Raw genomic sequence first — 23,252 nt, 5'->3', positions numbered from 1 at the left:
GGGTAAAATAGCGATACTAAACGCTTGAAAACTCTTTAAATATACGTGGTTCTTAATTATGGCAGAAGTCAAACTAATTAGTTTGCCTTATGAAAGCACTCTTGCTCGACTGTTCCCAAAGTTCAGCGATCTTTCTTATCCTATTTTATTTGATAGCAATCATGCGTCATTCAGTGACACACGCTGGGATATTTTAAGTGCCGCGCCGTTGGCGGTGGTAAATGCGCAGGGTTCAGATTTCTCCTTAGAATGGTTCGTTGAACCATTGGTGCAAACCAATGTAACAGACAACCCGATGAATCTATTGACTGAGCTTGTTGAGTTTATTACCAGCCAACCGTGGTCAACAGACACATCTCTTGCATTCAATGGTGGCCTGCTAGGCTACTATAGCTACGAAGCAGGTCGTTACGTTGAAACATTGCCACAAAATGTGATTGAAGATGTTCAACTGCCACATATTTTATTAGGTTTATATGGTTGGGCACTGGTTACTGATCATCATAAACAGCTCACGACACTTATCGTCACACCATGGTGTCAATTCAGCGAAGCAGAACTCACAGAGCGTCTGACAAGAGATGATGATCCAACACTGAATGCTGAATTTTCTTTAAATAGCACCTTCAAAGCAAATATGACGGCTGAAGGCTACGCCAAACGCTTCCAGAAAGTACAAGATTACATTCAAGCTGGCGACTGCTATCAAGTAAACTTAACGCAACGCTTTAGCGCCTCATACCAAGGCCAAACTTGGCCAGCTTACTTAGCGCTAAAAGAAAGCTGTCCGACGCCTTTTGGCGCTTACTTTCAGCTACCGGATGGACGCGCGGTCTTATCTCACTCTCCCGAGCGTTTTATTCTGTGCGATAACGGCCGAGTTGAGTCAAAGCCAATTAAAGGAACTCGACCACGTGGCGCCACAACGGAAGAGGATCAAGCTTTAGCCGATGAACTTTTGGTCTCCCAAAAAGACCGTGCCGAAAACTTGATGATCGTCGATTTATTGCGAAATGACTTAGGCAAAAACTGCGTAACAGGAAGTGTAAAAGTACCAAAGCTATTTGCACTCGAAAGCTACGCCAATGTTCATCATATGGTATCAACCGTTGAAGGTCGTATTGAGAAAAAAGGTGATGCGTTAAAAGTCTTTCAAGAAAGTTTCCCTGGCGGCTCTATCACTGGCGCGCCCAAAGTACGAGCTATGCAAATCATCGATGAACTAGAACCCCATGAGCGCAGCGTTTATTGTGGCTCAATGATCTATTTTGGTTGTAACGGTCAAATGGACTCCAGTATTACTATTCGAACCCTCATTGCGGATGGGCAAAAGATACACTGCTGGGCAGGAGGTGGCCTTGTTGCAGACTCTGTCTGCGAAGAAGAGTACCAAGAAACCTTTACCAAAATAGGCCGTTTAACTCATACTTTAGAAAAGCTATTCCTTAGGTAATAATACATGGTTGACGTCTCACGCTTTTTAAACTCCCCTGCCATTACACCGACGATTGATGAAATTCGAGCGGCTTTGAATGGTGAGGCGCCAACTAAAATCTATAACCCAGACCAAAAAATTGCGCCACATGCCTATCGTCATGATTACCGTGCCGCAGCCGTACTCATTCCTATTTACCATTGCCCGATCGATAATCAGCTTCAAGTACTACTGACACAACGCTCTTTAAATATGCGAAACCACCCCGGCCAAATCGCCTTTCCGGGTGGCAAACACGATGCGGAAGACGCCAGTATTCAATACACGGCATTAAGAGAAACGCTGGAAGAAGTTGGCCTTGCACCTGATTGCTTTGAATTACTCGGTGATCTTGGAGAATACTGCTCGATTTCGGGTTTTTGTATCAAACCCGTGGTCGCTGAAATGACTCGAATGAGTGAATTAAGTTTAAGTGAAGAAGAGGTTGAGCAAGTACATTGGGTGCCTTTAAATCATTTATTGGACCCGAGTAACTTTAGCTATGTTGAAAGAGAAATAGGCAATTTAAAACGTGGCTATTTTGAGATTTCCTACCACGGTTTGCGCATATGGGGTGTTACAGCGGGTATTATTTTTGGACTGTATCAAGCGATTGAAAATCATTCTCACGACTAGCCTGATTGCATTATAAGGATAGGCGGCATTTGTATTTTATCTCCCCTAATTTACTTGCTATGGTACAGCCAAATTTGCTCAAGACTAGGATAGGAAACGATGTCCAACTTTGACCTAGAAGCTTTCATCGATAGCCACAAAGCCGATGAAGCTCAAAAGATTATTCATAGCGCGTTAAAAGAATTCGATAATATTGCCATCTCTTTTAGTGGTGCAGAAGATGTTGTACTAATTGACATGGCTGTAAAAGCCAAAAAAGACGTGCATGTATTCTCTCTGGATACAGGCCGTTTGCATTCAGAAACTTACCGTTTTATTGAACAAGTACGTAAACATTACAACATCGAAATCGACATCATGTCTCCTGATGCAGAAAAGCTAGAAGCCTTTACCAAAGAAAAAGGATTGTTTAGTTTCTTCGAAGATGGCCACAAAGAATGTTGCGGTGTACGTAAAGTAGCACCTCTTCGTAAAAAGCTTGCAACATTGGATGCTTGGATTACGGGACAACGTAAAGATCAAAGCCACGGCACACGCAACCAACTGGATTTCGCTGAACTTGACGGCGCATTCAGCTCAAAAGACAAACCTCTTTACAAGTTTAACCCGTTAGCCAACTGGTCATCAGAAGACGTTTGGAACTATATCAAAGTATTCGAAGTTCCGTTTAACGAATTACATCAAAAAGGCTTTATCAGTATCGGTTGTGAACCTTGTACACGTGCCGTACTGCCAAACCAGCATGAACGCGAAGGTCGCTGGTGGTGGGAAGAATCAGAGCATAAAGAATGTGGTCTGCACATCGGAAATATCATTCCAACAAAGCAAGCCTAAATAAAAGCGCCTAAAGATCACTCTTTAGGCGCTTTTTCTTGAGTGCTCTTCAGGCTTTTTTTCAGCAATATGACTTTGCCAATGATGAACAAACTTCTCGTAGCAGTTACCTAAATCCTGCACATGCTTATATAGCACTTTTCCAGCTTCGGTTAACTCCGTCGAGCGACCGTGACGAATCAACAGCGGTTCGCCAAGTCCTTTTTCTAGCTTCTGAATATGCTGACTCACCGCAGGCTGGGTTAACCCAAGCTTACGAGCCGTCTGCGTGAAACTTCCTGTTTCTACTAGCGTTCTAAATGTGATGAGATGTTGTGTATTTAGCATAATGTTTCCTTATGATGGTGAACATTATGCCCACTCCAGCTGAGTCAGGCATTGACCTATATCGTATTTTAATGAAAGACTGCCTAGACAACATTGGTAGAGCCATAAAGCATGATAAACGACAATTTTGACCTAACCGAATGGATGGTCCGGCGCTCGGGCCCTCGCGTAGAAAGAAGTAACGATCATCGTGATGTGTACCAACGAGACAGAGCCAGGATCATTCACAGTGCCGCTTTTCGTCGACTTCAGTCAAAGACCCAAATCCTTGCTATACGCCAAAACGACTACAGTCGAACACGCCTCACACACTCACTTGAAGTTGCCCAAATAGGCGGCGGCATTGTTTACCAGCTGCAATCATCAAACCCTAGCAATGCACCATTTCAACCTTGGCTTGCCAGTGACTCGCTTATGGAAACCATTTGCTTGAGTCACGACATTGGTCACCCGCCTTTTGGGCACGGTGGCGAAGTGGCTCTCAACTATATGATGACGGAGCACGGTGGCTTTGAAGGTAACGGCCAATCCTTACGTATTTTAGGCAAACGCGGTTCCTATTCTGAAACCTATGGAATGGATGTGTCGCGTCGAACTATGCTGGGCGTTTTAAAGTACCCTGCGCTCTACCAAACGGTTGTTGGGCATTACCCAAATAAGCCCGATAACTTACGTCAATTCAAAGCCAAAGACTGGCATCCACCCAAGTGTATTTACCAAGAGGAAAGTGAACTCTTAGAGTGGATTCTCGCGCCATTTGAACACTCAGATCGAGATACTCTAAGCCAAGTAACACGCAACCATCCAAACGCTCATGGCCGAACGGAACACTGTGGTTTTGACACCTCCATCATGGATTTAGCCGACGACATTGCCTACGGCGTACACGATATGGAAGATGCCATAGTATTAGGCATGGTGACGCGCGACATGTGGCAACAGTATTTAAAACCCAAACTGGACGCGATCGACTGCGATTTTCTAAACCACAACCTTGAACGTATAGAATCTCAGCTGTTCAGCAAGCAAAGTCACTTACGCAAAAAAGCCATTGGTGACTTAGTTAGCTGGTTTATCACATCGTGTTATGTCATGGAAAAAGAAGCATTCAAGCACCCCTTACTCAGGTTCCAAGCGAATTTACCCGATGCAGAGCGTCAAGCACTGAACCTATTTAAAGAGTTCGAGATGCAACACATTATCCTGCGTCCTGAAGTGCAAATATTGGTTTATAAAGGGCAACAAATGCTGCTTGAAATGTTCGAAGCGCTGGCAGCGGATCCGGCTCGCTTATTGCCAAAAGATTTGGCTAAAGAATGGCGCCAAGACACTGAAAATGGAGGCCATGGCTATCGTATTATTTGTGACTACATGGCGTCGATGAGTGACGATTACGCGAGTAGAATGTACAAAACTCTGTTCGTACCCAGCTCAGGCTCTGTTTTTGAGCCTATTTAGTTTCACTACTAACGTCATCAAGTTGGCGACCTAATAATTTTAGGTCGCTGACAGCCCCACCGCTACGCACTACCGACGGTAAGGTCCCCCATTCAATAAAGCTATTTCGCAAAAAGAACTGCAGGCTGCTGTGATTATCAGACAAAATGTAAGCCACTAAAGAGTGCCTATTGTGATCAACGCCATGCCGCTCCATTAATGCCAATAGCTCTGCGCCTAGGCCTTGTCGTTGATACTGTGCTGTAATATAGATCGCCACTTCGGCTACACCCTCTAACTCAGGTAAACCGTAAAACGCTTCTAATCCACACCAAGCAATAACGGAGTCGTCTTTTTCAAGCACCCATAGAGGATATTGATCGCTCGCATTATCAATCCAGTCGATAACACTGAGGAGATTGATTCCTCCTTTAACATCAGTTTGTTTTACTGATTCAAGGAAGATAGAAAGAATAGACGGCGCGTCATCTAAAGTAGCCGGACGCGCCGTTTTAGCTAAATCATTCACGATTAGCCTTGTTTTAACAACCTAACTAGGTCGATGATCTGTGCGTTCGCACGAGACATATAAGACGCCATAACCAATGAGTGGTTAGCCAGTAAACCAAAGCCACTGCCATTCAAAATAATTGGTGACCATACTGTTTCTTGCGTTGCTTCTAACTCACGAATAATTTGACGTAAACTAACCATGGCATTTTTCTTTTGTAGCGTCTGCGCAAAGTCAACTTCTACAGATTTAAGAATATGAATCAATGCCCAGCTTGCGCCACGTGCTTCATAGAACACATTATCAATCTGTGTCCATGGCGTCTTCACGTTCTGGTAAGAACCGTTTTCAGTCGATTGACGCGCTTCGGCATCGCCTGCCAAATCTGTATTTTCGCGCTCTTTTACAACACTGGCAGACAATCGCTGAGATAAGCTACCAAGACGCGTAGAGGCATCAGATAAGTAGTCCGCTAAGTTGTCAGCACGAGAATAGAACTGCGCGTTGTCGGCTTTATTGGCCAAACGATCTAGATATTTAAGCAATTCAGCGTTACCACGACGGTACTCACTTTCACTCGAAGGAAGTGCCCAGCTGCGAGTATCGAAATTGTATTGCGGTTCTGCAATTTTAAGATTCACATCTTCTGTAGACTGAGATTGGCTTCGACTGAACTCTTTTCGCAGAGAACGAGCCAAATCTCGGACCTGAACCATGACACCAAATTCCCACGAAGGCATGTTATCCATAAACACGCCTGGAGGCATAATATCATTGGAGATAAAGCCGCCTGGTTTCTCAAGGAGTGTATCAACCAAGCTGTAAAGTGTATTGGTCATTGTGTAGCCAGTAACCAACTGCTTACTATTATTCAAATAGCCACGCTCTTCAGCACGCTCTTTTGCCACAGACACCACATCGAACTGATCTGGTTCAGAGTTCCAATAAATGCCCAAAGCAAACAAGAAAATGACCAGTACTACGACTGCTGCAGAAACAGACTTACCTGCTTTAGGTAGGCTGGGCAGTGTTTTCCAGAAGGCTATCTTATCGATAAATTTCGCCATTGATGCGTTCCCATGTTAATTGACTAAAACTTCAACTGTGTGTTTCGAACTATGAAAGGTCATGGCTCGCACACGAAAATTCGGTGTTCTACTATTAATGATTTGATACAGCAGTCGACCTTCTTTGTCGCTCGGCCAATTGATCTCAATTGAGCCTTGTGTCTTTTCAACTCTATCAATAATAGGCTGAATTTGAGTAAGAATCTTCTCTTCACTCAATTGAAAAAGGTTATTAGGCAGATAAAATACATCTTCCGATGCTGGCTGCTGATCTGCTCGCACAGTGTGGTCAATGACGACCCGCTTCTGCTTAACCCGCATCTCAATTTCTTGAATACTTGAATCTCTTGGATTGACTTGTTTGGCCTGCTCGATAAATTGCTTAGCACTTTTAAAATCAGCAGCATTTGCTGACTGAATTGCCCAAGCCAAGTATTTATCAACAATCGCCGCAATGCCCAGCGTTGCGTCGTAGTTGCCTGGGTCTCGACCTAATGCAATTTGAAAGTACAAATTTGCATTATCCCCTTCTGGGGTCAACAAGCGATTTTCCGATAAGGCTATTTGCCCTTCACGAACAATATTCGCAGTTATTGTTTGCTTTCGCGTCACGCTAGAATTACGCGAAACGCCAGCCTTATTGTCAGTTCTCTGCGTTACGGGTGCATGCCTATACGCGCCATTTTGCTTTTTAGATGTCTCAACAGGCAGATCGGTATGCCACCAATTATCGCTCGATAACGTTGAACAAGCCGACAGAAACATTGCCGAAGTAAGTAAGAAAAGCGCTTTTTTTATCAAGAGAACTCCTAGATATTTGGAAACTTTCACGCCCGTTGTTAGTCTATAGCGCCTTTGATACTGAAGAAACCTCTCTCGCAACAATACGAGCTATATTCTATGATGCGATTCATCGCTGTGATTACGACCCTACTTTTAACCAACGTCGCCCTGGCGTTCAACTTTAGCTCGCCTTTTAACTCTGAACCGGAGTTTCTTCCAGTTGATCAAGCTTTTAGTTTGTCAGTCAACAGTGACGCGGAAGGACAAGTATGGGCCACATGGCACATCACCGATGGCTACTACTTATACCGCCATCAACTAAACGTCACAAGCGATCAAGAACCCTCGTTAGGTTTCGCCGAGATTCCAAACGGTGAACTAAAACAAGACCCTTACTTTGGTGAAGTCGAAGTCTATCATGAACGTTTAAAACTCCCGCTTTCTTTGGATAACCGAGACACTTCCAAACAAGTCGATTTTATCATCAGCTATCAAGGTTGTGCTGAAAAAGGGCTGTGCTACCCGCCTCAGAAAGTGCCAATGTCAGTGGAGTTTCCGCCACAAGCTTTAGCTACAATAAGTAACAGCACTGACACGACCCTTAATAGCACATTCGAACTATCCGAAGCACAGCAAGTAACAAACCTTATTAGCCAAGCGTCCTTTGTTAACATGCTGCTTATTATGTTTGGAATAGGCCTACTGCTGTCACTCACACCATGCGTGCTGCCTATGATACCAATAGTGAGTGCTATTGTTGTGGGCAGCAAAGCTAAAGGTTGGTCTGGTCTCTATCTTTCAGCAGTCTACGTCCTTGGTATGGCGACGACTTACGGCCTTATTGGCGCGCTGGCAGGCTGGTTTGGAACTCAACTAAACCTTCAAGCAGCACTTCAGAGCCCATCCATCCTGTTCGTCAGTGTCTTACTCTTCATTGCACTCTCACTGGCGATGTTTGGTGTTTATGAATTGCGTTTACCCAGTGGCCTTCAAGATCGCCTTGATAGACTTTCTAATAAATCTCAAAACAGTCGTTCACGTATACTCGGCATCTTTTTCGCTGGCGTATTTGCAACATTGGTCGTTTCCCCCTGTGTTTCCGCACCGCTAGCGGGAGTTGTACTGTATATCAGCACCACGTCAGATGCAGCCTATGGTGCAATGGCATTATTCAGTATGGGTCTTGGCATGGGAATGCCACTGCTGCTTGTGGGCGCACTGGGAAGCAAGGTGTTACCTAAAAATGGCGCTTGGTTAGAAGATATTAAAAAACTGATGGGATTTGCCATGCTAGGCCTTGCGATATGGCTTGCCAATCGCTGGCTAGCTGAAGCCTACCATCTGTTCATGTGGGGGTTACTAAGTCTATCCTTGGCAGCATTTTTCTTTCATCGTATCAGTACCGGCACGTCTCATCCGGTGCGATGGTTTATTGCCTTGCTTGCCTTCATTGTTGGCTTTGCAGAAATAATAGGCGGTTTTACAGGCAGTCATAGCCCAATAACGCCACTGAACCGGCTAACAACTGCGCAAAATAATGCTCAACAGCAGAGTATTAGCGTGCCCTATTATGAAACAATTGGTTCTTTAGAGGAGCTAAATGTCATTCAACAAAAAAGTACATTGCCTGTTGTTATCGACCTTTATGCCGATTGGTGTATCAGCTGCAAAATCACAGAAGAAGAAGTATTTAAACACCCTGACATATTACCACTTTTGAGCAAGGTCACCTTTGTTCAAGTCGATGTCACAGAGAATAACGAGCAAAACCAAGCACTGCTAAAACAATTTCAGCTGTTTGGCCCACCTGCAATGTTGTTTTTTGATACCAATGAACAACTATTAGACAACTATTCTTTAGTAGGTGAGCCAACCAAGGAAGAAGTAAAAGCACGTCTTGGCGCCCTCTTGTCAAATAACCCAACCAAGATGGTTTACTAGAGGTTAATTTTTAACCTCTTTTACAAGATATAGGTTTTTTATCTACAAAACTGGACAATATCGCGCTTTTTACTGATAATTTCCCGTTAATTGGATTTCTTACTGAGTTCTACTCTGCAGCCTAAGCGTTGCTTTTAGCTCTCAGTGCCGCCTGCCCTGTCGTTCCATCACAGGACAGAACTAGACTGAATACATAGACAGAGAAAAGAGAGTCAACATGGACATTCGCAAAATTAAAAAACTTATCGAGCTACTAGAAGAATCTAACGTATACGAGATCGAGATCAAAGAAGGCGAAGAGGCAGTTCGAATCAGTCGTGGCGGCGCTCCAGTTGCAGCCCCTCAATACTACCCAGCGCCAGCACCTACAGCCGCGCCAGCGCCTGCAGCAGCGCCAACCGCTGAAGCTGCACCGGCAGAAGCCGCTTTTTCTGGCCACTCTGTAAATTCCCCAATGGTCGGTACTTTCTATGCGTCTCCAGCACCTGGTGCGAACGCATTCGTTGAAGTTGGCCAGAAAGTAAACGTTGGTGATACGATCTGTATCGTTGAAGCGATGAAAATGATGAACCAAATTGAAGCAGACAAAGCCGGTACAATTGGCGCTATCCTTGCAACTGATGGTGAGCCAGTAGAATTTGACCAACCGCTTGTTACCATCATTTAATCCACTGCCAAAGGTTTCATCATGCTAGATAAAGTATTGATTGCTAACCGAGGCGAAATTGCACTGCGTATTCTTCGCGCTTGTAAAGAACTCGGTATTAAAACGGTTGCGGTTCACTCTAAAATTGACCGTGAATTATTACACGTACGCCTTGCAGACGAATCGATCTGCATTGGCCCGAATCCATCAAAAGACAGCTATCTGAATATTCCAGCGCTCATCAGTGCGGCAGAATTGACTGATACGTCTGCGATCCACCCTGGTTACGGTTTCCTTGCTGAAAACGCAGACTTTGCGGAACAAGTTGAACGCTCAGGCTTTGCTTTCATCGGTCCACGCGCTGAAACAATTCGCTTAATGGGTGATAAAGTGTCTGCCATCAAAGCGATGCGTGAAGCAAACGTACCGACAGTACCTGGCTCTAATGGTCCAGTACCCTCTGACCCAGAAGCTTGTATGCGTATTGCTCGTGAGATTGGCTATCCAGTTATCGTGAAAGCAGCAGCCGGCGGCGGTGGTCGTGGTATGCGTGTTGTACACAACGAAGGCAGCCTTCTTAAATCAATCAGCGTCACACAATCTGAAGCAGGCTCTTACTTTGGCGATAGCACGGTTTACATGGAGAAATTCCTAACTAACCCACGTCACGTTGAAGTCCAAGTTCTAGCCGACGGCCAAGGCAATGCCGTACATCTTTACGATCGCGATTGTTCCTTGCAGCGTCGTCATCAAAAAGTATTGGAAGAAGCACCTGCACCTCATCTTGATCCTGAGTCTCGCGCGCAATGTCTAAAATCTTGTGTGGATGCGTGTATCAAGATCGGCTACCGCGGCGCAGGTACATTTGAATTCCTTTACGAAGATGGTCGCTTCTACTTTATTGAGATGAACACGCGTGTTCAAGTGGAGCACCCTGTAACCGAAATGGTAACAGGCATAGACATCGTAAAAGAACAGCTACGAATTGCCAGCGGCTTACCTCTTTCAATTACACAAGAAGACGTGAAACTAAACGGTCATGCAGTTGAAGCACGTATCAATGCTGAAGACCCTAAAACCTTCATGCCTAGCCCGGGTAAAGTTAACTACTTCCATGCGCCTGGCGGCATGGGTGTACGAGTAGACTCTCACCTTTACAGTGGCTACACCGTTCCACCAACTTACGACTCTATGATCGCAAAAATCATTTGTTTTGCGAACACGCGTGAAGAAGCACTTAAACGTCTAGAAGTTGCATTGGATGAAACGTTCGTAGACGGTATCAAAACCAATATCGATCTACAAAAAGATCTTGTTACGGATTCCAACTTCATTGCTGGTGGCGTAAACATCCATTACTTGGAAAAGAAACTGGGCCTATAATGCGCTCAATTACTACACCTCCGCTCGGAGGTGTAGTACCCTCCTCTAAACATCAGAATTAACCGACTTACGATAGTCTCAACTGGACCTTACCCCATGCCTTGGTTGCAAATTCGCGTTCATACAACGCCAGAGCACGTACCCGCTTACGAAGATGCCATGCTTGAATGTGGCGCACTAGTCGTCACGTTTGAAGATGTTCATGATGACCCTGTTTATGAGCCGGATCTAAATACTACACCTCTTTGGAAGCACACCCGTGTCACAGGGCTTTTCGATGCCGATGCAGATCTAGAGCAAATTCGTAATGTTATTGAGCACAAAGCTCAACATTTAGGTCAATCTAACATCGACCTCAAAATCGAAATACTAGAAGACAAAGACTGGATTCGTGAATGGATGGACAGCTACCATCCAATTCAGTTTGGCAAGCGTCTTTGGGTTTGCCCAAGCTGGCGTGATGTGCCAGACGACAAAGCCGTGAATTTAATCCTAGACCCAGGCCTGGCCTTTGGTACGGGCACTCACCCAACCACAGCTTTGTGTCTTGAATGGTTAGATTCAATTGATTGTCAAAACAAGAGCATTATCGATTATGGCTGTGGCTCAGGTATTTTAGGCATCGCAGGCTTATTACTTGGCGCTAATAACATGGTGGGGATTGATATTGACCCTCAAGCGGTACAAGCGACCCAAGCCAATGCTGAACGCAACCACATCACCCCCGATCGCTACGAAGTGAAACTACCACCTTACGACAGTGACGTTGAAGCAGATATTGTCGTGGCGAATATTTTAGCGGGACCTTTGGCTGAGCTGTCCGATACCATTTCAAAGTTAGTAAAACAAGGTGGATTACTCGCACTTTCTGGTATCCTTGAGTCTCAAGCTCACACGGTTGTCGAAGCTTACAAACCTTGGTTTAAAATTGAATCCATCGTCGAAAAAGAGGAATGGATTCGGATTGTGGCAAAAAAGTTGTAGCCAATTAAGGAAACACCACGCTTATGTCTGAAAGCATGATCACACGCTGCCCTAAATGTTCCACTACTTTCCGCGTCACTCAGGAAGTCCTGAGTATGGCAAAAGGCAAAGTCCGCTGTGGTCAATGCTTTCATATTTTTACAGCAGCGCCAGCACAAGGCTCAGCCCCCACTCCCAACAAAGTCGCTGCCACCAAACCAACACCTCAACCCAAACCCGATCCTACATCAGCGCCCAAAGTAACGGCACCGCCAACTAATACACCTGAACAAAAACCATCTGAGCCATCCAAACAAGAAACAGCAAAGCCATCTAGACCCATACAGCCAACTAAAGAAAAGGCACCAACGCCCGAAACCGTTAGCAATGATGGCAGTGTTAATCCTGATTGGCTAAACACTCTGTTTGATGAGGACGACCTTACGCCCTACTCGCCACCCAAAGGTACTGATGAGCGCTTTGTGGAAAACATGGAAGAGGACAATCTCTTTGGCGATTTAGACGCACCCAAAACCAAGCCTACTCCACCTGCTTCTAAACCCAAGCAAGCAAAATCGTCACCGACTCAACCTGCGCGCAAAGAAGAGTTGGCACCATGGGAAGTTGAGCTAGCAGAGCTGGAATCACAGATGAGTGCTCAATCACCCGCTTCTGCGCCAGTATTCAGTGAACAGTTGCAAGCAAAACGTGAGTCTCAAACATCTAAACAGACATCGCCACCAGCAAACAACATGAATCAAGTACTCGGAGCGGATGAGCCGGATTATATGCACGCGCTGCACTCTCTAGCTCAAGATGTTTCCAAACATGATACGTTATCGGATTCTGAATACTCTTCCCAAGAGTCAATGAAACAGCTAGCAGCTGAATACAGCCTCGCGACATTAACCGATACAGAACAACCTAAAAAGCGCCGTAAGAAAGCAAGGTTCACATGGTTATGGACGCTCGGAACCTTGGCTGCTCTTATCTTACTGGCCGTGCAAGTGGGGGTTGGCTACTTTGAACAAGGTAGCCGCTCAGCACAATTTCGCGGTTTCTACAAAGCAGCGTGCTCTTATATTGGCTGCACTCTGCCAACGTATGAAGATATAACGGCTGTCGACATCGAGCATGTTCGTATTCAAAGTCACCCAACACTGACCAATGCACTGCAAGTCAATGCCATTATGACTAACAGTAGCCGCTTTGCTCAACCTATGCCCAAGCTGGCCTTGGAATTCTACGATTTAAATGGCCGCCCTGTCGCTGCGCGCCTTTTTTCTCCACAAGATTACCTACACAAAGATTTCTTAGACATTACCTTCATGCCTCCTAGCACACCTATCCATATCGTTATCCCGATTCAGGACCCTGGTGCGCGTGCCGTTACACACCAAATTAAAGTCTTTTCTAACGGGACTCAGTCCTACTAAATGTGCATTTATTGAACACATTGAAAATAAGCACAAAAATTAGCCAATTTATGAGTTGTCAAGACTTCAAAAATTCGAAACCCCTAGGTATTATTCACGCCCGCTCGACGGTGTAGCAGATCTTTAACAACAGATTCGGTATTTAGAGACATCATGGCCTTCAATATTGGCAACTTCAGCATCGAAAAGCCCGTTATTCTTGCCCCAATGGCTGGTGTGACAGACTTACCCTTTCGACGTCTTTGCCACCAACACGGTGCAGGCTTAGTTGTGTCAGAAATGGTCACATCTGATGTACGTCTTTGGGACACCAATAAAAGTCGTATGCGCTTGGTTCATGATGCAGAGGTAGCACCTCGCTCAGTACAAATTGCTGGCGCAGATCCCGTAATGATGGCTCAAGCGGCTCGTCAAAATGTGGAACTGGGGGCGCAAATCATTGATATAAACATGGGTTGCCCTGCTAAGAAGGTACTCAACAAAGCGGCTGGTTCTGCTTTGTTACAAAACGAGTCCTTAGTACAAACAATACTCGAATCTGTGGTAAGTAGTGTTGACGTTCCTGTAACGCTTAAGATCCGTACAGGTTGGTCTCTTGATCAACGCAACGGCTTAACAATAGCGAAAATTGCCGAACAATCAGGTATTCAAGCTTTAGCAGTGCATGGCCGCACACGCGCTTGTAAGTTTAAAGGCGACGTAGAATACGACACCATTGCAAAGATTAAGCAATCGATTTCGATTCCAGTCTTTGCCAATGGCGACATTCAAAACGCGCAGCAAGCGAAGCAGGTTTTAGACTATACCAAAGCAGACGCTGTCATGATTGGTCGCGCCGCTCAAGGACGCCCATGGATATTTCGGGAAGTCAATCACTACCTAGAACACAACGAGCTTTTACCGCCCCCTTCATCGGATGAAGTTAAAGCCATCGTTATCAATCATGTGAAAGCATTGCATGATTTTTACGGTAGCTACATGGGAACAAGAATTGCGCGTAAGCACGTTGGTTGGTATCTGCAAACACTGGCAGACACAACGCCATTTCGCAGCCAGTTTAATCGCATCGAAGATGCACAAGAACAGCTCGATCTGTTGAATGAATTCTTTGTTTCTTAGCGCATTAAGAAACATTTCTGGTACCTGAATAGTGTACGAAGTCACTCACTTCGCAGACGCTTATTTCAAAATGGTTAGCTTTAAAATAGAAGGTTATTCTGTGGTAGATCAAACACATACTCAAACGTTTCAAACAGCTTCGGCTGAGCAATCGCAAACCCTGCGCGATAATGTAGAAAAAGCTTTGCAAAACTACTTTGCTCACCTAGACGGCCAACCTGTAACTGATTTGTACCAACTAGTGTTAGCAGAAGTAGAGGCTCCTCTACTTGAGTCAGTAATGAATTACACTAAAGACAATCAAACTAAAGCGTCCGCGATTCTAGGCTTAAATCGTGGTACGCTTCGTAAAAAGCTGAAGCAGTACGGTATGCTGTAAATAAAAAAGGGCGTCTGCGCCCTTTTTTCGTTTTACCCGTTCCCCTAACTTTATAAATCGTTAATCACATTACGAGAAGCATCATGGCAAACACGACTCCAATTAAACGCGCCCTTATCAGCGTTTCAGACAAAACTGGCATTGTAGAATTTGCACGCGAATTGGCCGACCAAGGCGTGGAAATCCTTTCTACAGGTGGTACTTACAAACTGTTGCTAGAAAATAACGTCGCAGCAGTTGAAGTATCTGACTACACAGGCTTCCCTGAAATGATGGATGGTCGAGTTAAGACGCTTCACCCTAAAGTACACGGTGGCATCTTAGGTCGTCGTGATATCGACGGTGCCATCATGCAAGAACACGGTATCAATGAAATTGATATGGTCGTTGTTAACCTTTACCCATTCGAAGCGACCATTGCTCGCCCTGATTGCGACCTACCAATGGCGATTGAAAACATCGACATCGGCGGCCCAACCATGGTTCGTTCTGCCGCAAAGAACCACAAAGACGTCGCAATTGTTGTGGACCCTTCTCACTACCAAGGCATCCTTGCATCATTGAAAGAAAATGGTGGTCTTACATACGACCAACGTTTCGACCTAGCCGTACAAGCGTTTGAACACACGTCAAACTACGATGGCAACATCGCAAACTTCCTAGGCAAGAAAGTAGAAGGTGGCAGCGAAGACTTCCCTCGCACGTTCAACTTGCAATTCAATAAGCAAGAAGAAATGCGTTACGGCGAAAACCCTCATCAAAAAGCGGCGTTCTACGTAGAATCAAATCCACAAGAAGCGTCTATCAGTACAGCTAAGCAGTTACAGGGTAAAGCACTGTCTTACAACAACATTGCTGACACTGACGCAGCACTTGAATGCGTTAAGAGCTTCCGAGAGCCTGCTTGTGTGATCGTTAAACATGCAAACCCATGTGGTGTTGCAACCGCTGAAAACCAGCTTGAAGCTTACGACCTAGCTTTTAAAACAGACCCAACATCTGCTTTCGGTGGCATCATTGCTTTCAACCAAGAGCTAACCGCTGAAACAGCACAAGCCATTGTGGATCGTCAGTTCGTCGAAGTCATCATTGCTCCTAAAGTCAGTGCTGCGGCGCTAGAAATCGTTGCGGCGAAACAAAACGTTCGTCTACTTGAGTGTGGCGAGTGGTCAGCAGACAAACCTGCGGCGCTTGACTACAAACGAGTGAACGGTGGCCTACTGGTTCAAGATCGTGACGACGGTGCTGTAGAGCTGAGCGACCTTAAAGTCGTTTCTAAGCGTCAGCCTTCTGAAGAAGAACTAAAAGATCTTTTATTTGCTTGGAAAGTTGCGAAATTCGTAAAATCTAACGCTATTGTTTACGCTAAAGCAGGCCAAACTATCGGCGTGGGCGCTGGCCAAATGAGCCGCGTTTACTCAGCTAAAATTGCGGGCATCAAGGCGGCAGACGAAAGCCTACAAGTAGAAGGCTCCGTCATGGCATCGGATGCCTTCTTCCCGTTCCGTGATGGCATTGACGCTGCGGCAGCGGCAGGTATCACAGCGGTTATTCAACCAGGTGGCTCTATGCGTGATGACGAAGTTATTGCAGCTGCAGACGAAGCTGGCATGACGATGGTCTTCACTGGCATGCGCCACTTCCGTCACTAAGCATAGGAATAGGACACAAGCATGAAGGTTCTTGTAATTGGTAACGGCGGGCGCGAACACGCGCTTGCTTGGAAAGCAGCTCAATCTGCAGACGTTGAAACCGTTTTCGTTGCCGCTGGCAATGCCGGCACAGCCATCGAGCCAAAACTTGAAAACGTTAACATCGACGGTGAAGACATCGACGCCCTAGTGACGTTCGCAAGAGAAAATGACATCGCTCTAACCATTGTTGGCCCTGAAGCGCCTTTGGTCATTGGGTTAGTGGATGCGTTTGAAAAAGAAGAATTGCCGATCTTTGGTCCAACAAAAGCAGCAGCACAGTTGGAAGGCTCAAAATCTTTCACAAAAGACTTTTTGGCACGCCATAACATCCCAACAGGTTCATACGGTAACTTTACCGAGATTCCTGCTGCGGTGGCTTACATCAAGCAGCAAGGTGCTCCGATTGTCGTGAAGGCCGACGGCCTAGCAGCTGGTAAAGGCGTTATTTTAGCGCAAACCGAAGAAGAAGCCATTGCCGCTGTAGAAGACATGTTAGCAGGTAACGCGTTTGGCGACGCTGGGTCACGTGTTGTCATCGAAGAGTTCCTATTTGGCGAAGAAGCTAGCTTCATAGTTATGGTCGACGGTGAGACTGTTCTACCGATGGCGTCTAGCCAAGACCATAAAGCACGCGATAACGGTGACTTAGGACCGAACACAGGCGGCATGGGGGCTTATTCTCCTGCTCCAGTAGTAACACCTGAAATTCATGATCGCATCATGAACGAAGTTATTATGCCAACTGTGAAAGGCATGAATGCCGAAGGCAATCGTTACCGTGGTTTTCTTTACGCTGGCGTTATGGTTGCACCTGATGGCACACCTAAAGTACTTGAGTACAACTGCCGTTTTGGTGACCCTGAAACACAGCCTATTATGATGCGTTTACGCTCTGACTTGGTTGCCATGTGTTTAGCTGCTGTAAACGGTGAGCTGGACTCTGTTGAAGCCGATTGGGACCCTCGCGCAAGTCTGGGTGTTGTTTTAGCCGCTGGCGGCTATCCTGCGTCTTACAACAAAGGCGATGTAATTTCAGGGTATGACGCTGAATTACCCGAGCACCAAAAAGTCTTTCATGCGGGAACAACGCAAAAAGACGGCAACATTGTTACCAATGGTGGCCGTGTCTTGTGCGCCGTCTCTTTAGGCAATACGGTTGCCGAAGCGCAAGCTGGTGCTTACGAAGTCGTTAAACAAATCTCTTGGGATAAGGTTTACTTCCGTACCGATATCGGCCACCGCGCCGTATCTCGCGAACAACAGAAGTAATCTTTACTACTCAAAAAAGGCCGCTTACCTCAGGTAAGTGGCCTTTTTTTATGTTCTAAAGTAGCCGTTGTATTACTTGCCTAGGTTAGCCTGTTTTTTGTCCAACCAAGCCTTAAACTTCTTCCCAACCTCTAGAACAATCAAGCCAAAAATAACACCGGCCATCCATTCAAAATCCAATAAAAAACCGATTGCGCCTAACATGGCGTAGCCATACAAAAAGTTAGTTCGAGTCTGTCCTTGATGCACTCGAGTAAACCAAGTCACCGCTAATAGTGCGATACACCACCAGACATAATATTCCACCAAGATTGGATATAGCATTTCACACCCTAACTAGTTAATAATGTAGGCCTTCAGGAGGCCATTTTGATAAAACACTGTTCGCAAGCGCTCATTCTACTCGCAATTTTATTGCTGACCAATACAGCCTATAGCGCCCCGATGATGGCGATATTGGATGAGAACAATCAACGCGTCAACGTTGGCTCGGTTGGCAGTTATTACATTGATGAGACCGGCAGCCTCACTCTTCGCGACTTGGACTCTGAGCAATTACGTAAACGCTTTATTCCTCTTAAAGGTGACTTTCTGCAATTTGGGTTAACCAAAGGAAATGTCTGGATTCAAGTCGATATCGCGCCAAAGTTACAACCGGGGCAATCGGCGCTATTGCATATCAAGGCACCACGAGCACAAGAAGTCGATGTGTATACCCACAACCTTCCTAATAGTCAGGTGTTTGCCGAGATGGGCGATGCTCGTCCCTACCAAAACCGTCCACTGGCATATCCTGACTATATTATTCCTCTGCCTGTTAACACCACACCGGTTTACACTGTTTATATTAAAGTATCATCCAGAATCCCAATTAGCCTAATCATAGAAGTTAAAACCCTGTCAGCACTGAGCAATGATATTCAGAAAGACTCTCTGATCACTGGGTTGTTAATGGGTATTTTACTCATTTTATTAGCCAGCTATTTGTTTTTTTATCTACGGACGCTGCATCCGATGTACCTGATTGGTAGCTTTTTGTTACTCGGTATTGCTGGCTTGCATTTTTCTCTTCATGGATTGATATACCAGCTTTTCCCAATGCACACGGGACTTCAAGAAAGGGTATATAACTTCTTTTCCCTTTCTTCTGTCGCTTTAATCAGTTGGTTTACACGCTATTATCTAGACACCCCAGTCAACCTACCCCGCGCCAATAAACTTCTATTTTTTGTTATCGTATGTAATTTGGCCCTAGCGTTTATATACACGCTAGCCCCCCAAGAGCTTAGCATTGCTCTGCTAAGTGCCAGTGCCGCATCAACACTATTAATACTACAAGGGGTTGCTTTGTATGGCGTGTGCCTAAAAATCCCCTATTCGCAGTTTTATCTTGTCGCTCGACTTGTTCTTTTGGTTGGCTATTCACTTTGGGCGCTCGCTATCTACGGCATTTTATCGCTACCATTTTGGTACGAATGGGGGCTTACGATTGCCATCACTTTAGAAGCCTTAGTGCACTTTGCAGGTATGATTGCCCGACATACCCCTATGCGTACCAATACAATGAAAGTAGATGATAGCTACCAAGAGGAGCTACTTTCAGAATTAGCATCCAAACTTAAGCGCCAAACAAATATTATTGATCATCAATATTCATTGCAGGAGCCAAGTAATGAGCAATTGAAGCGCGCCTATAAAAACTTATCGAATTTAGCCGAACGAATTTCTATTATCCAAAACCTGCATAACCCGCAAACAAACAGCTCAAATCGCCCTGCCAACTTACAGCTATTGATCGATGAAGCCACGCTTAACTTTTATGCGCTAGACCAAACTGATGCTGAGATAGAGATGCAATATAAAGGTACGTTGAACTGGGAGTTGCTCTCTCACAGTCGAACAATTAAACATATTTATCAAGCTGTTATGGAGGAGCTCAAACATCATACGGATCAAACACTTCATATAAACAGCGCCGTAGAGGCAAATGATAGAGATGGTCAACGCCAACTCATTATTCGAGCATATCCTATCCCAAGCTCTATTTCGTTAGAAAGCGAACACTATTTTGGTCCGCGCTACTTGCAAGAGTTAGTCGAGAAATTAGAAGGTACGCTTTCTTTAACAGGTGATGGCCGTGGTCGATCATTAACCTGTCAAATACCCGTTAATGCACGTCCAGTGGAGGCCAGTGAATTAGCAAGACTCACACAATCAGAAGACATTACTATGCTTCTGATTGGTCACCAAGACTCAGAACTACTGGAACGGACGGGGAATTTCTTATTATCGCGCTTGTTTAGCACGAGCCATATCGATAAAGTTGAAGAGCTGCATCAACGCCTAATCGATCGCACAGAGCATGAACGTTTTGTCATCCTACTGTTTGAAGATCAACAAAATTTTGGCGCCTCCGAGCTTGCTGGTTTTGCAAGTTTTTTACATGAACGCGATTCATGCTTCCTGATTTCAAACAATGTTAATATGTCACAAGACTACGCAAGCGCCTTAGGCTTCGACGGTTTTGTTTACAGTGCCCAAATTGAGACTAAATTGTTGCCAGATATTGAGCGCGCACAACGAGTGACTCACACAGTGTTGCCTAGAATCAAAAGAACACTGTAATACACTTGTGATTGATGACTTTTAACAAAATAATGAACACCGACTTAGGAGAATTAAATGGACTGCTTGTTCTGTAAACTTGTCAACGGTGACATCCCAGCCAAAATACTTTACCAAGACGAGGATGTGATCGCCTTTGAGGACATTGCCCCTCAAGCACCCACACATTTCTTAGTGATTCCAAAGCGCCACATCAGCACGTTAAATGATCTGTCGAATGACGATGCGGCACTGGTTGGCAAACTGCCTATTACAGCAGCAAAAATTGCCAAAGAACTAGGTATCGACGAAAGCGGTTATCGTGTCGTGATGAACTGTAACGAGATGGGTGGCCAAACGGTCTATCATATTCACATGCACGTCCTTGGCGGACGCTCAATGACGTGGCCACCAGGCTAATAGAAGGTAGTGTTTATGCACCTAACAAAACTTGATAAAGCTGTGATGCAATTCGATCGCGCCCTGCAGACGTTAATACCAAAAGCGGCAACAGCGGCTCGTCTCTCGCCAGCTCGCCTTCATGAAGAAGCCCCACTAGAACCTTCAGAACGAAAGCATTCGATTGGGTTGATGCGCATCAACCATACTGGCGAAGTTTGTGCGCAAGCTTTATATGCAGGCCAAGCAACGACAGCAAAGCTTGATACCGTTAGAACAGAAATGGAGCATGCCGCCAACGAAGAGATTGATCACTTGGTCTGGTGTGAAGAGCGCTTACTAGAGCTAGGCAGTCAGCCAAGTATTTTAAACCCTTTGTTTTACGGTGCTTCTTATTGTATCGGTGCAGGAGCCGGTCTTATTAGTGATAAACTCAGCCTAGGCTTTGTTGCCGCGACTGAAGATCAAGTCTGCCTTCATTTAGACCAGCACATGTCTGCTCTACCCGCGCAAGACCAACGTTCGCGAGCAGTACTTGAGCAAATGCACATAGATGAAGCCAAGCATAAACAAATGGCATTAGATTCTGGCGGTTATGAATTTCCACAGCCCGTTATGAACATAATGACACTGGTATCAAAACTCATGACTCACTCGACTTATCGGATTTAAATTATGAATCGCGACCTACAATCATTACGCCGAGATTATCAATTTGATGACCTAACGGAAGAAAAAGCAGGCTCCGACCCGCTTGCTTTGTTTGATGCATGGCTTGATCAGGCCATAGAAATCTGTCCTGACGACCCTACAGGCATGCTACTTAGTACTGTCGATAAAGAAAACCGTCCCCACTGTCGTACTGTGCTCTTGAAGCAACGCGACGCTAATCACTTTAGCTTTTTTACTAACTATGAAAGTGATAAAGGTGAAGACATCGCGCTCAACCCTAATGTTGCTCTGACGTTTTTTTGGCCGGCCTTATCTCGTCAGGTTCGTATTGAAGGCATTGCACAGAAAGTTTCGCGAGAAGTCTCTGAGGCCTATTTTGCTACCCGCCCGAAAGGCAGCCAGCTCGCGGCCAGTATTTCACGACAAAGCCAAGACATCCCCTCACGAGATGTTCTGTCTAAAGAATTTGCAAAATTAGAGCAAGAGTACCAAGACAAAGATCTACCGTGTCCCGATAACTGGGGGGGATATTCTGTCACTGCGACATCCATTGAGTTTTGGCAGGGTCGGCCGAGCCGACTGCACGATCGCATTGTTTTTACACTTAACGAAAGTGGCAAATGGAAAGTGGTAAGAAAAGCACCTTAATCGAATATCCCGTCACCCTCTATAGCCGTATAGAAGCTTCAGATGTGTCTATACGGCTTTTTTACGACCAATAGAATTTAACTGAATGCTCGCCTCTAATTTGCCCGTCATACGTTATAACTTGCTGGATAATTATCGTGGCCTAGCGGTCATTTTAATGATCATCTTTCATTTTTGCTGGAACTTAAAAGACTTCGGCTTTGTTCATTTTGATGCCTACAGCGATTTTTGGGTAAACTTTAGGGCCTTAATAGTCTTTATGTTTGCCAGTGCCGTAGGCTGGTCAAGCTACCTTGCTGTGCTTAATCATCAGCCAATCACACGTTTCTTAAAAAACCAGTGCAAAGTCGCCTTTGCCGCCAGCTTGATCACTGTCGGTACTTACTTAGCACTACCAGACCAATGGGTATTTTTCGGCATATTGCACTTTATCTTTTTAGCAGGCTTTATTGTTCGTCCATTATCAGTGCACTCTTACACCTCTTGTCTACTAGGTTTATCACTCATTGCCACTAGCTTCCTATTTAATATCAGCTCCATCAATGCGCACAAATGGTTTATTCAGGCTTTTTCTGTACCCAGCACAACTCTGGATTTCGTCAACCCTATTTTATGGTTGGGGGTCGTTTTGATTGGCCCAATATTTGGTTACATGAATTTGCATAAAGTGCACATCCCCCAAAGCCAGCTAACTAAACTGTTCTCGTTTTTAGGGAAACATGCACTATTGGCCTACCTATTACACCAACTCATTCTTTATCCACTGGTTATGGCGGCTTACTTTATCGTTAACTAATTGACCAATGATCAGCTTGTAGCCATTACGAAAAACGAAAGAAAATTTGTTAATTTAGTATTGCAATTACTGGTTCGAGAACTATTGGGCACGCTCACGTAAGTGGTCACTTCATTGCGCGGTAAGGCTTAAAAATTTGCATTTTTCAAGCCTTGATTTTCATCGCCATGAGCACTATTGTTCGTGCCATCAAAATCGAATTACACTACATCTAGTATCAAGCAGTACTTGTAA

At 45.1% G+C, this 23,252-nt stretch carries 23 protein-coding genes; 18 read left to right on the top strand and 5 right to left on the bottom strand.

The genetic code is table 11. The features are described 5' to 3' along the window. Positions 1–58: 58 nt before the first annotated feature. The 3 genes from pabB (at position 59) to ACPUEK_RS08805 (ending at position 2,944) form a co-directional block, all read left to right on the top strand. A complete protein-coding gene (gene pabB, locus ACPUEK_RS08815) occupies positions 59–1,453 on the top strand; it encodes an aminodeoxychorismate synthase component I (RefSeq protein ID WP_425642954.1) in 1,395 nt (464 codons plus the stop codon). Between the two features lie 6 nt (positions 1,454–1,459). Continuing rightward, positions 1,460–2,110 carry an NUDIX hydrolase gene (locus ACPUEK_RS08810; RefSeq protein ID WP_067034325.1) on the top strand — a complete coding sequence of 217 codons (651 nt, stop codon included), beginning with the start codon at positions 1,460–1,462 and terminating at the stop codon, positions 2,108–2,110. A gap of 99 nt (positions 2,111–2,209) precedes the next feature. Continuing rightward, a complete protein-coding gene (locus ACPUEK_RS08805) occupies positions 2,210–2,944 on the top strand; it encodes a phosphoadenylyl-sulfate reductase (protein WP_067034328.1) in 735 nt (244 codons plus the stop codon). Between the two features lie 24 nt (positions 2,945–2,968). Here the strand turns inward: ACPUEK_RS08805 and ACPUEK_RS08800 are convergent, their stop codons facing one another. Further along, positions 2,969–3,271, bottom strand: coding sequence for a LysR family transcriptional regulator (locus ACPUEK_RS08800; protein WP_067034332.1), 303 nt, complete (start codon positions 3,269–3,271; stop codon positions 2,969–2,971). A gap of 111 nt (positions 3,272–3,382) precedes the next feature. Here ACPUEK_RS08800 and ACPUEK_RS08795 point away from each other — a divergent pair, with 111 nt between their 5' ends. Further along, positions 3,383–4,729, top strand: a complete 1,347-nt coding sequence (locus ACPUEK_RS08795) for an anti-phage deoxyguanosine triphosphatase (RefSeq protein WP_067214728.1) — start codon at positions 3,383–3,385, stop codon at positions 4,727–4,729. On the opposite strand, the gene ACPUEK_RS08790 is transcribed toward ACPUEK_RS08795, so the two are convergent. From ACPUEK_RS08790 to ACPUEK_RS08780, 3 genes are read right to left on the bottom strand one after another with little or no spacing between them, the layout of a single operon-like run. Next, positions 4,722–5,237 carry a GNAT family N-acetyltransferase gene (locus ACPUEK_RS08790; protein WP_425642953.1) on the bottom strand — a complete coding sequence of 172 codons (516 nt, stop codon included), beginning with the start codon at positions 5,235–5,237 and terminating at the stop codon, positions 4,722–4,724. The genes ACPUEK_RS08795 and ACPUEK_RS08790 overlap by 8 nt on opposite strands. A gap of 2 nt (positions 5,238–5,239) precedes the next feature. Next, positions 5,240–6,286: a DUF2333 family protein gene (locus tag ACPUEK_RS08785; RefSeq protein ID WP_067034341.1), complete on the bottom strand. Its 1,047-nt coding sequence runs from the start codon at positions 6,284–6,286 to the stop codon at positions 5,240–5,242. A gap of 15 nt (positions 6,287–6,301) precedes the next feature. Continuing rightward, entirely contained in the window at positions 6,302–7,087 is a 786-nt protein-coding gene (locus ACPUEK_RS08780; protein WP_425642952.1) for a hypothetical protein, read from the bottom strand. Between the two features lie 99 nt (positions 7,088–7,186). On the opposite strand from ACPUEK_RS08780, the gene dsbD reads away from it, so the two are divergent. The 9 genes from dsbD (at position 7,187) to purD (ending at position 17,899) form a co-directional block, all read left to right on the top strand. Then, positions 7,187–9,010, top strand: a complete 1,824-nt coding sequence (gene dsbD / locus ACPUEK_RS08775; RefSeq protein ID WP_425642951.1) for a protein-disulfide reductase DsbD — start codon at positions 7,187–7,189, stop codon at positions 9,008–9,010. Between the two features lie 217 nt (positions 9,011–9,227). Beyond that, a complete protein-coding gene (gene accB, locus ACPUEK_RS08770) occupies positions 9,228–9,677 on the top strand; it encodes an acetyl-CoA carboxylase biotin carboxyl carrier protein (protein ID WP_067034347.1) in 450 nt (149 codons plus the stop codon). A 21-nt stretch (positions 9,678–9,698) separates the two neighbouring features. Continuing rightward, complete coding sequence (gene accC, locus ACPUEK_RS08765; protein ID WP_067034350.1) at positions 9,699–11,039, top strand: acetyl-CoA carboxylase biotin carboxylase subunit; 1,341 nt, start codon at positions 9,699–9,701, stop codon at positions 11,037–11,039. A 96-nt stretch (positions 11,040–11,135) separates the two neighbouring features. Beyond that, on the top strand, positions 11,136–12,023 hold the full coding sequence (prmA, locus tag ACPUEK_RS08760) for a 50S ribosomal protein L11 methyltransferase (RefSeq protein WP_425642950.1): 888 nt from the start codon (positions 11,136–11,138) through the stop codon (positions 12,021–12,023). 23 nt (positions 12,024–12,046) lie between these two features. After that, positions 12,047–13,438, top strand: coding sequence for a DUF3426 domain-containing protein (locus ACPUEK_RS08755; protein WP_425642949.1), 1,392 nt, complete (start codon positions 12,047–12,049; stop codon positions 13,436–13,438). Between the two features lie 153 nt (positions 13,439–13,591). After that, positions 13,592–14,557 carry a tRNA dihydrouridine synthase DusB gene (gene dusB, locus ACPUEK_RS08750; RefSeq protein WP_197467743.1) on the top strand — a complete coding sequence of 322 codons (966 nt, stop codon included), beginning with the start codon at positions 13,592–13,594 and terminating at the stop codon, positions 14,555–14,557. A gap of 100 nt (positions 14,558–14,657) precedes the next feature. After that, on the top strand, positions 14,658–14,936 hold the full coding sequence (gene fis, locus ACPUEK_RS08745) for a DNA-binding transcriptional regulator Fis (protein ID WP_067034794.1): 279 nt from the start codon (positions 14,658–14,660) through the stop codon (positions 14,934–14,936). Positions 14,937–15,019: 83 nt separating this feature from the next. Then, positions 15,020–16,588, top strand: a complete 1,569-nt coding sequence (purH, locus tag ACPUEK_RS08740) for a bifunctional phosphoribosylaminoimidazolecarboxamide formyltransferase/IMP cyclohydrolase (protein WP_067214744.1) — start codon at positions 15,020–15,022, stop codon at positions 16,586–16,588. 21 nt (positions 16,589–16,609) lie between these two features. Then, positions 16,610–17,899, top strand: a complete 1,290-nt coding sequence (gene purD / locus ACPUEK_RS08735) for a phosphoribosylamine--glycine ligase (RefSeq protein WP_425642948.1) — start codon at positions 16,610–16,612, stop codon at positions 17,897–17,899. 72 nt (positions 17,900–17,971) lie between these two features. On the opposite strand, the gene ACPUEK_RS08730 is transcribed toward purD, so the two are convergent. Further along, on the bottom strand, positions 17,972–18,223 hold the full coding sequence (locus ACPUEK_RS08730) for a hypothetical protein (RefSeq protein ID WP_067034368.1): 252 nt from the start codon (positions 18,221–18,223) through the stop codon (positions 17,972–17,974). A gap of 45 nt (positions 18,224–18,268) precedes the next feature. On the opposite strand from ACPUEK_RS08730, the gene ACPUEK_RS08725 reads away from it, so the two are divergent. From ACPUEK_RS08725 to ACPUEK_RS08705, 5 genes are all read left to right on the top strand, one after another. Beyond that, the gene (locus ACPUEK_RS08725; protein WP_425642947.1) at positions 18,269–20,524 is read left to right on the top strand and encodes a 7TMR-DISM family protein; all 2,256 of its coding nucleotides are present in this window, start codon (positions 18,269–18,271) and stop codon (positions 20,522–20,524) included. 57 nt (positions 20,525–20,581) lie between these two features. Then, entirely contained in the window at positions 20,582–20,923 is a 342-nt protein-coding gene (locus ACPUEK_RS08720) for a histidine triad nucleotide-binding protein (RefSeq protein WP_067214756.1), read from the top strand. Between the two features lie 15 nt (positions 20,924–20,938). Next, complete coding sequence (coq7, locus tag ACPUEK_RS08715; protein ID WP_425642946.1) at positions 20,939–21,574, top strand: 2-polyprenyl-3-methyl-6-methoxy-1,4-benzoquinone monooxygenase; 636 nt, start codon at positions 20,939–20,941, stop codon at positions 21,572–21,574. 3 nt (positions 21,575–21,577) lie between these two features. After that, positions 21,578–22,222, top strand: coding sequence for a pyridoxamine 5'-phosphate oxidase (gene pdxH, locus ACPUEK_RS08710; RefSeq protein ID WP_425642945.1), 645 nt, complete (start codon positions 21,578–21,580; stop codon positions 22,220–22,222). Positions 22,223–22,307: 85 nt separating this feature from the next. Then, complete coding sequence (locus ACPUEK_RS08705; RefSeq protein ID WP_425642944.1) at positions 22,308–23,018, top strand: heparan-alpha-glucosaminide N-acetyltransferase; 711 nt, start codon at positions 22,308–22,310, stop codon at positions 23,016–23,018. Positions 23,019–23,252 lie beyond the last annotated feature (234 nt).

This window comes from Marinomonas gallaica (assembly GCF_049821165.1).
GTDB lineage: Bacteria > Pseudomonadota > Gammaproteobacteria > Pseudomonadales > Marinomonadaceae > Marinomonas > Marinomonas gallaica.
This window is presented reverse-complemented; position numbering and strand designations above follow the sequence as displayed.

What these genes read in the sequence shown, in the direction of transcription:
- ACPUEK_RS08800 (WP_067034332.1), bottom strand. Translation starts at nt 3,271, where the DNA reads ATGCTAAATACACAACATCTCATCACATTTAGAACGCTAGTAGAAACA.
- dusB (WP_197467743.1), top strand. Translation starts at nt 13,592, where the DNA reads ATGGCCTTCAATATTGGCAACTTCAGCATCGAAAAGCCCGTTATTCTT.
- purH (WP_067214744.1), top strand. Translation starts at nt 15,020, where the DNA reads ATGGCAAACACGACTCCAATTAAACGCGCCCTTATCAGCGTTTCAGAC.
- pdxH (WP_425642945.1), top strand. Translation starts at nt 21,578, where the DNA reads ATGAATCGCGACCTACAATCATTACGCCGAGATTATCAATTTGATGAC.
- ACPUEK_RS08755 (WP_425642949.1), top strand. Translation starts at nt 12,047, where the DNA reads ATGTCTGAAAGCATGATCACACGCTGCCCTAAATGTTCCACTACTTTC.
- ACPUEK_RS08805 (WP_067034328.1), top strand. Translation starts at nt 2,210, where the DNA reads ATGTCCAACTTTGACCTAGAAGCTTTCATCGATAGCCACAAAGCCGAT.
- ACPUEK_RS08795 (WP_067214728.1), top strand. Translation starts at nt 3,383, where the DNA reads ATGATAAACGACAATTTTGACCTAACCGAATGGATGGTCCGGCGCTCG.
- ACPUEK_RS08785 (WP_067034341.1), bottom strand. Translation starts at nt 6,286, where the DNA reads ATGGCGAAATTTATCGATAAGATAGCCTTCTGGAAAACACTGCCCAGC.
- accC (WP_067034350.1), top strand. Translation starts at nt 9,699, where the DNA reads ATGCTAGATAAAGTATTGATTGCTAACCGAGGCGAAATTGCACTGCGT.
- ACPUEK_RS08705 (WP_425642944.1), top strand. Translation starts at nt 22,308, where the DNA reads ATGCTCGCCTCTAATTTGCCCGTCATACGTTATAACTTGCTGGATAAT.
- prmA (WP_425642950.1), top strand. Translation starts at nt 11,136, where the DNA reads ATGCCTTGGTTGCAAATTCGCGTTCATACAACGCCAGAGCACGTACCC.
- coq7 (WP_425642946.1), top strand. Translation starts at nt 20,939, where the DNA reads ATGCACCTAACAAAACTTGATAAAGCTGTGATGCAATTCGATCGCGCC.
- pabB (WP_425642954.1), top strand. Translation starts at nt 59, where the DNA reads ATGGCAGAAGTCAAACTAATTAGTTTGCCTTATGAAAGCACTCTTGCT.
- ACPUEK_RS08720 (WP_067214756.1), top strand. Translation starts at nt 20,582, where the DNA reads ATGGACTGCTTGTTCTGTAAACTTGTCAACGGTGACATCCCAGCCAAA.
- accB (WP_067034347.1), top strand. Translation starts at nt 9,228, where the DNA reads ATGGACATTCGCAAAATTAAAAAACTTATCGAGCTACTAGAAGAATCT.
- ACPUEK_RS08810 (WP_067034325.1), top strand. Translation starts at nt 1,460, where the DNA reads ATGGTTGACGTCTCACGCTTTTTAAACTCCCCTGCCATTACACCGACG.
- dsbD (WP_425642951.1), top strand. Translation starts at nt 7,187, where the DNA reads ATGATGCGATTCATCGCTGTGATTACGACCCTACTTTTAACCAACGTC.
- purD (WP_425642948.1), top strand. Translation starts at nt 16,610, where the DNA reads ATGAAGGTTCTTGTAATTGGTAACGGCGGGCGCGAACACGCGCTTGCT.
- ACPUEK_RS08730 (WP_067034368.1), bottom strand. Translation starts at nt 18,223, where the DNA reads ATGCTATATCCAATCTTGGTGGAATATTATGTCTGGTGGTGTATCGCA.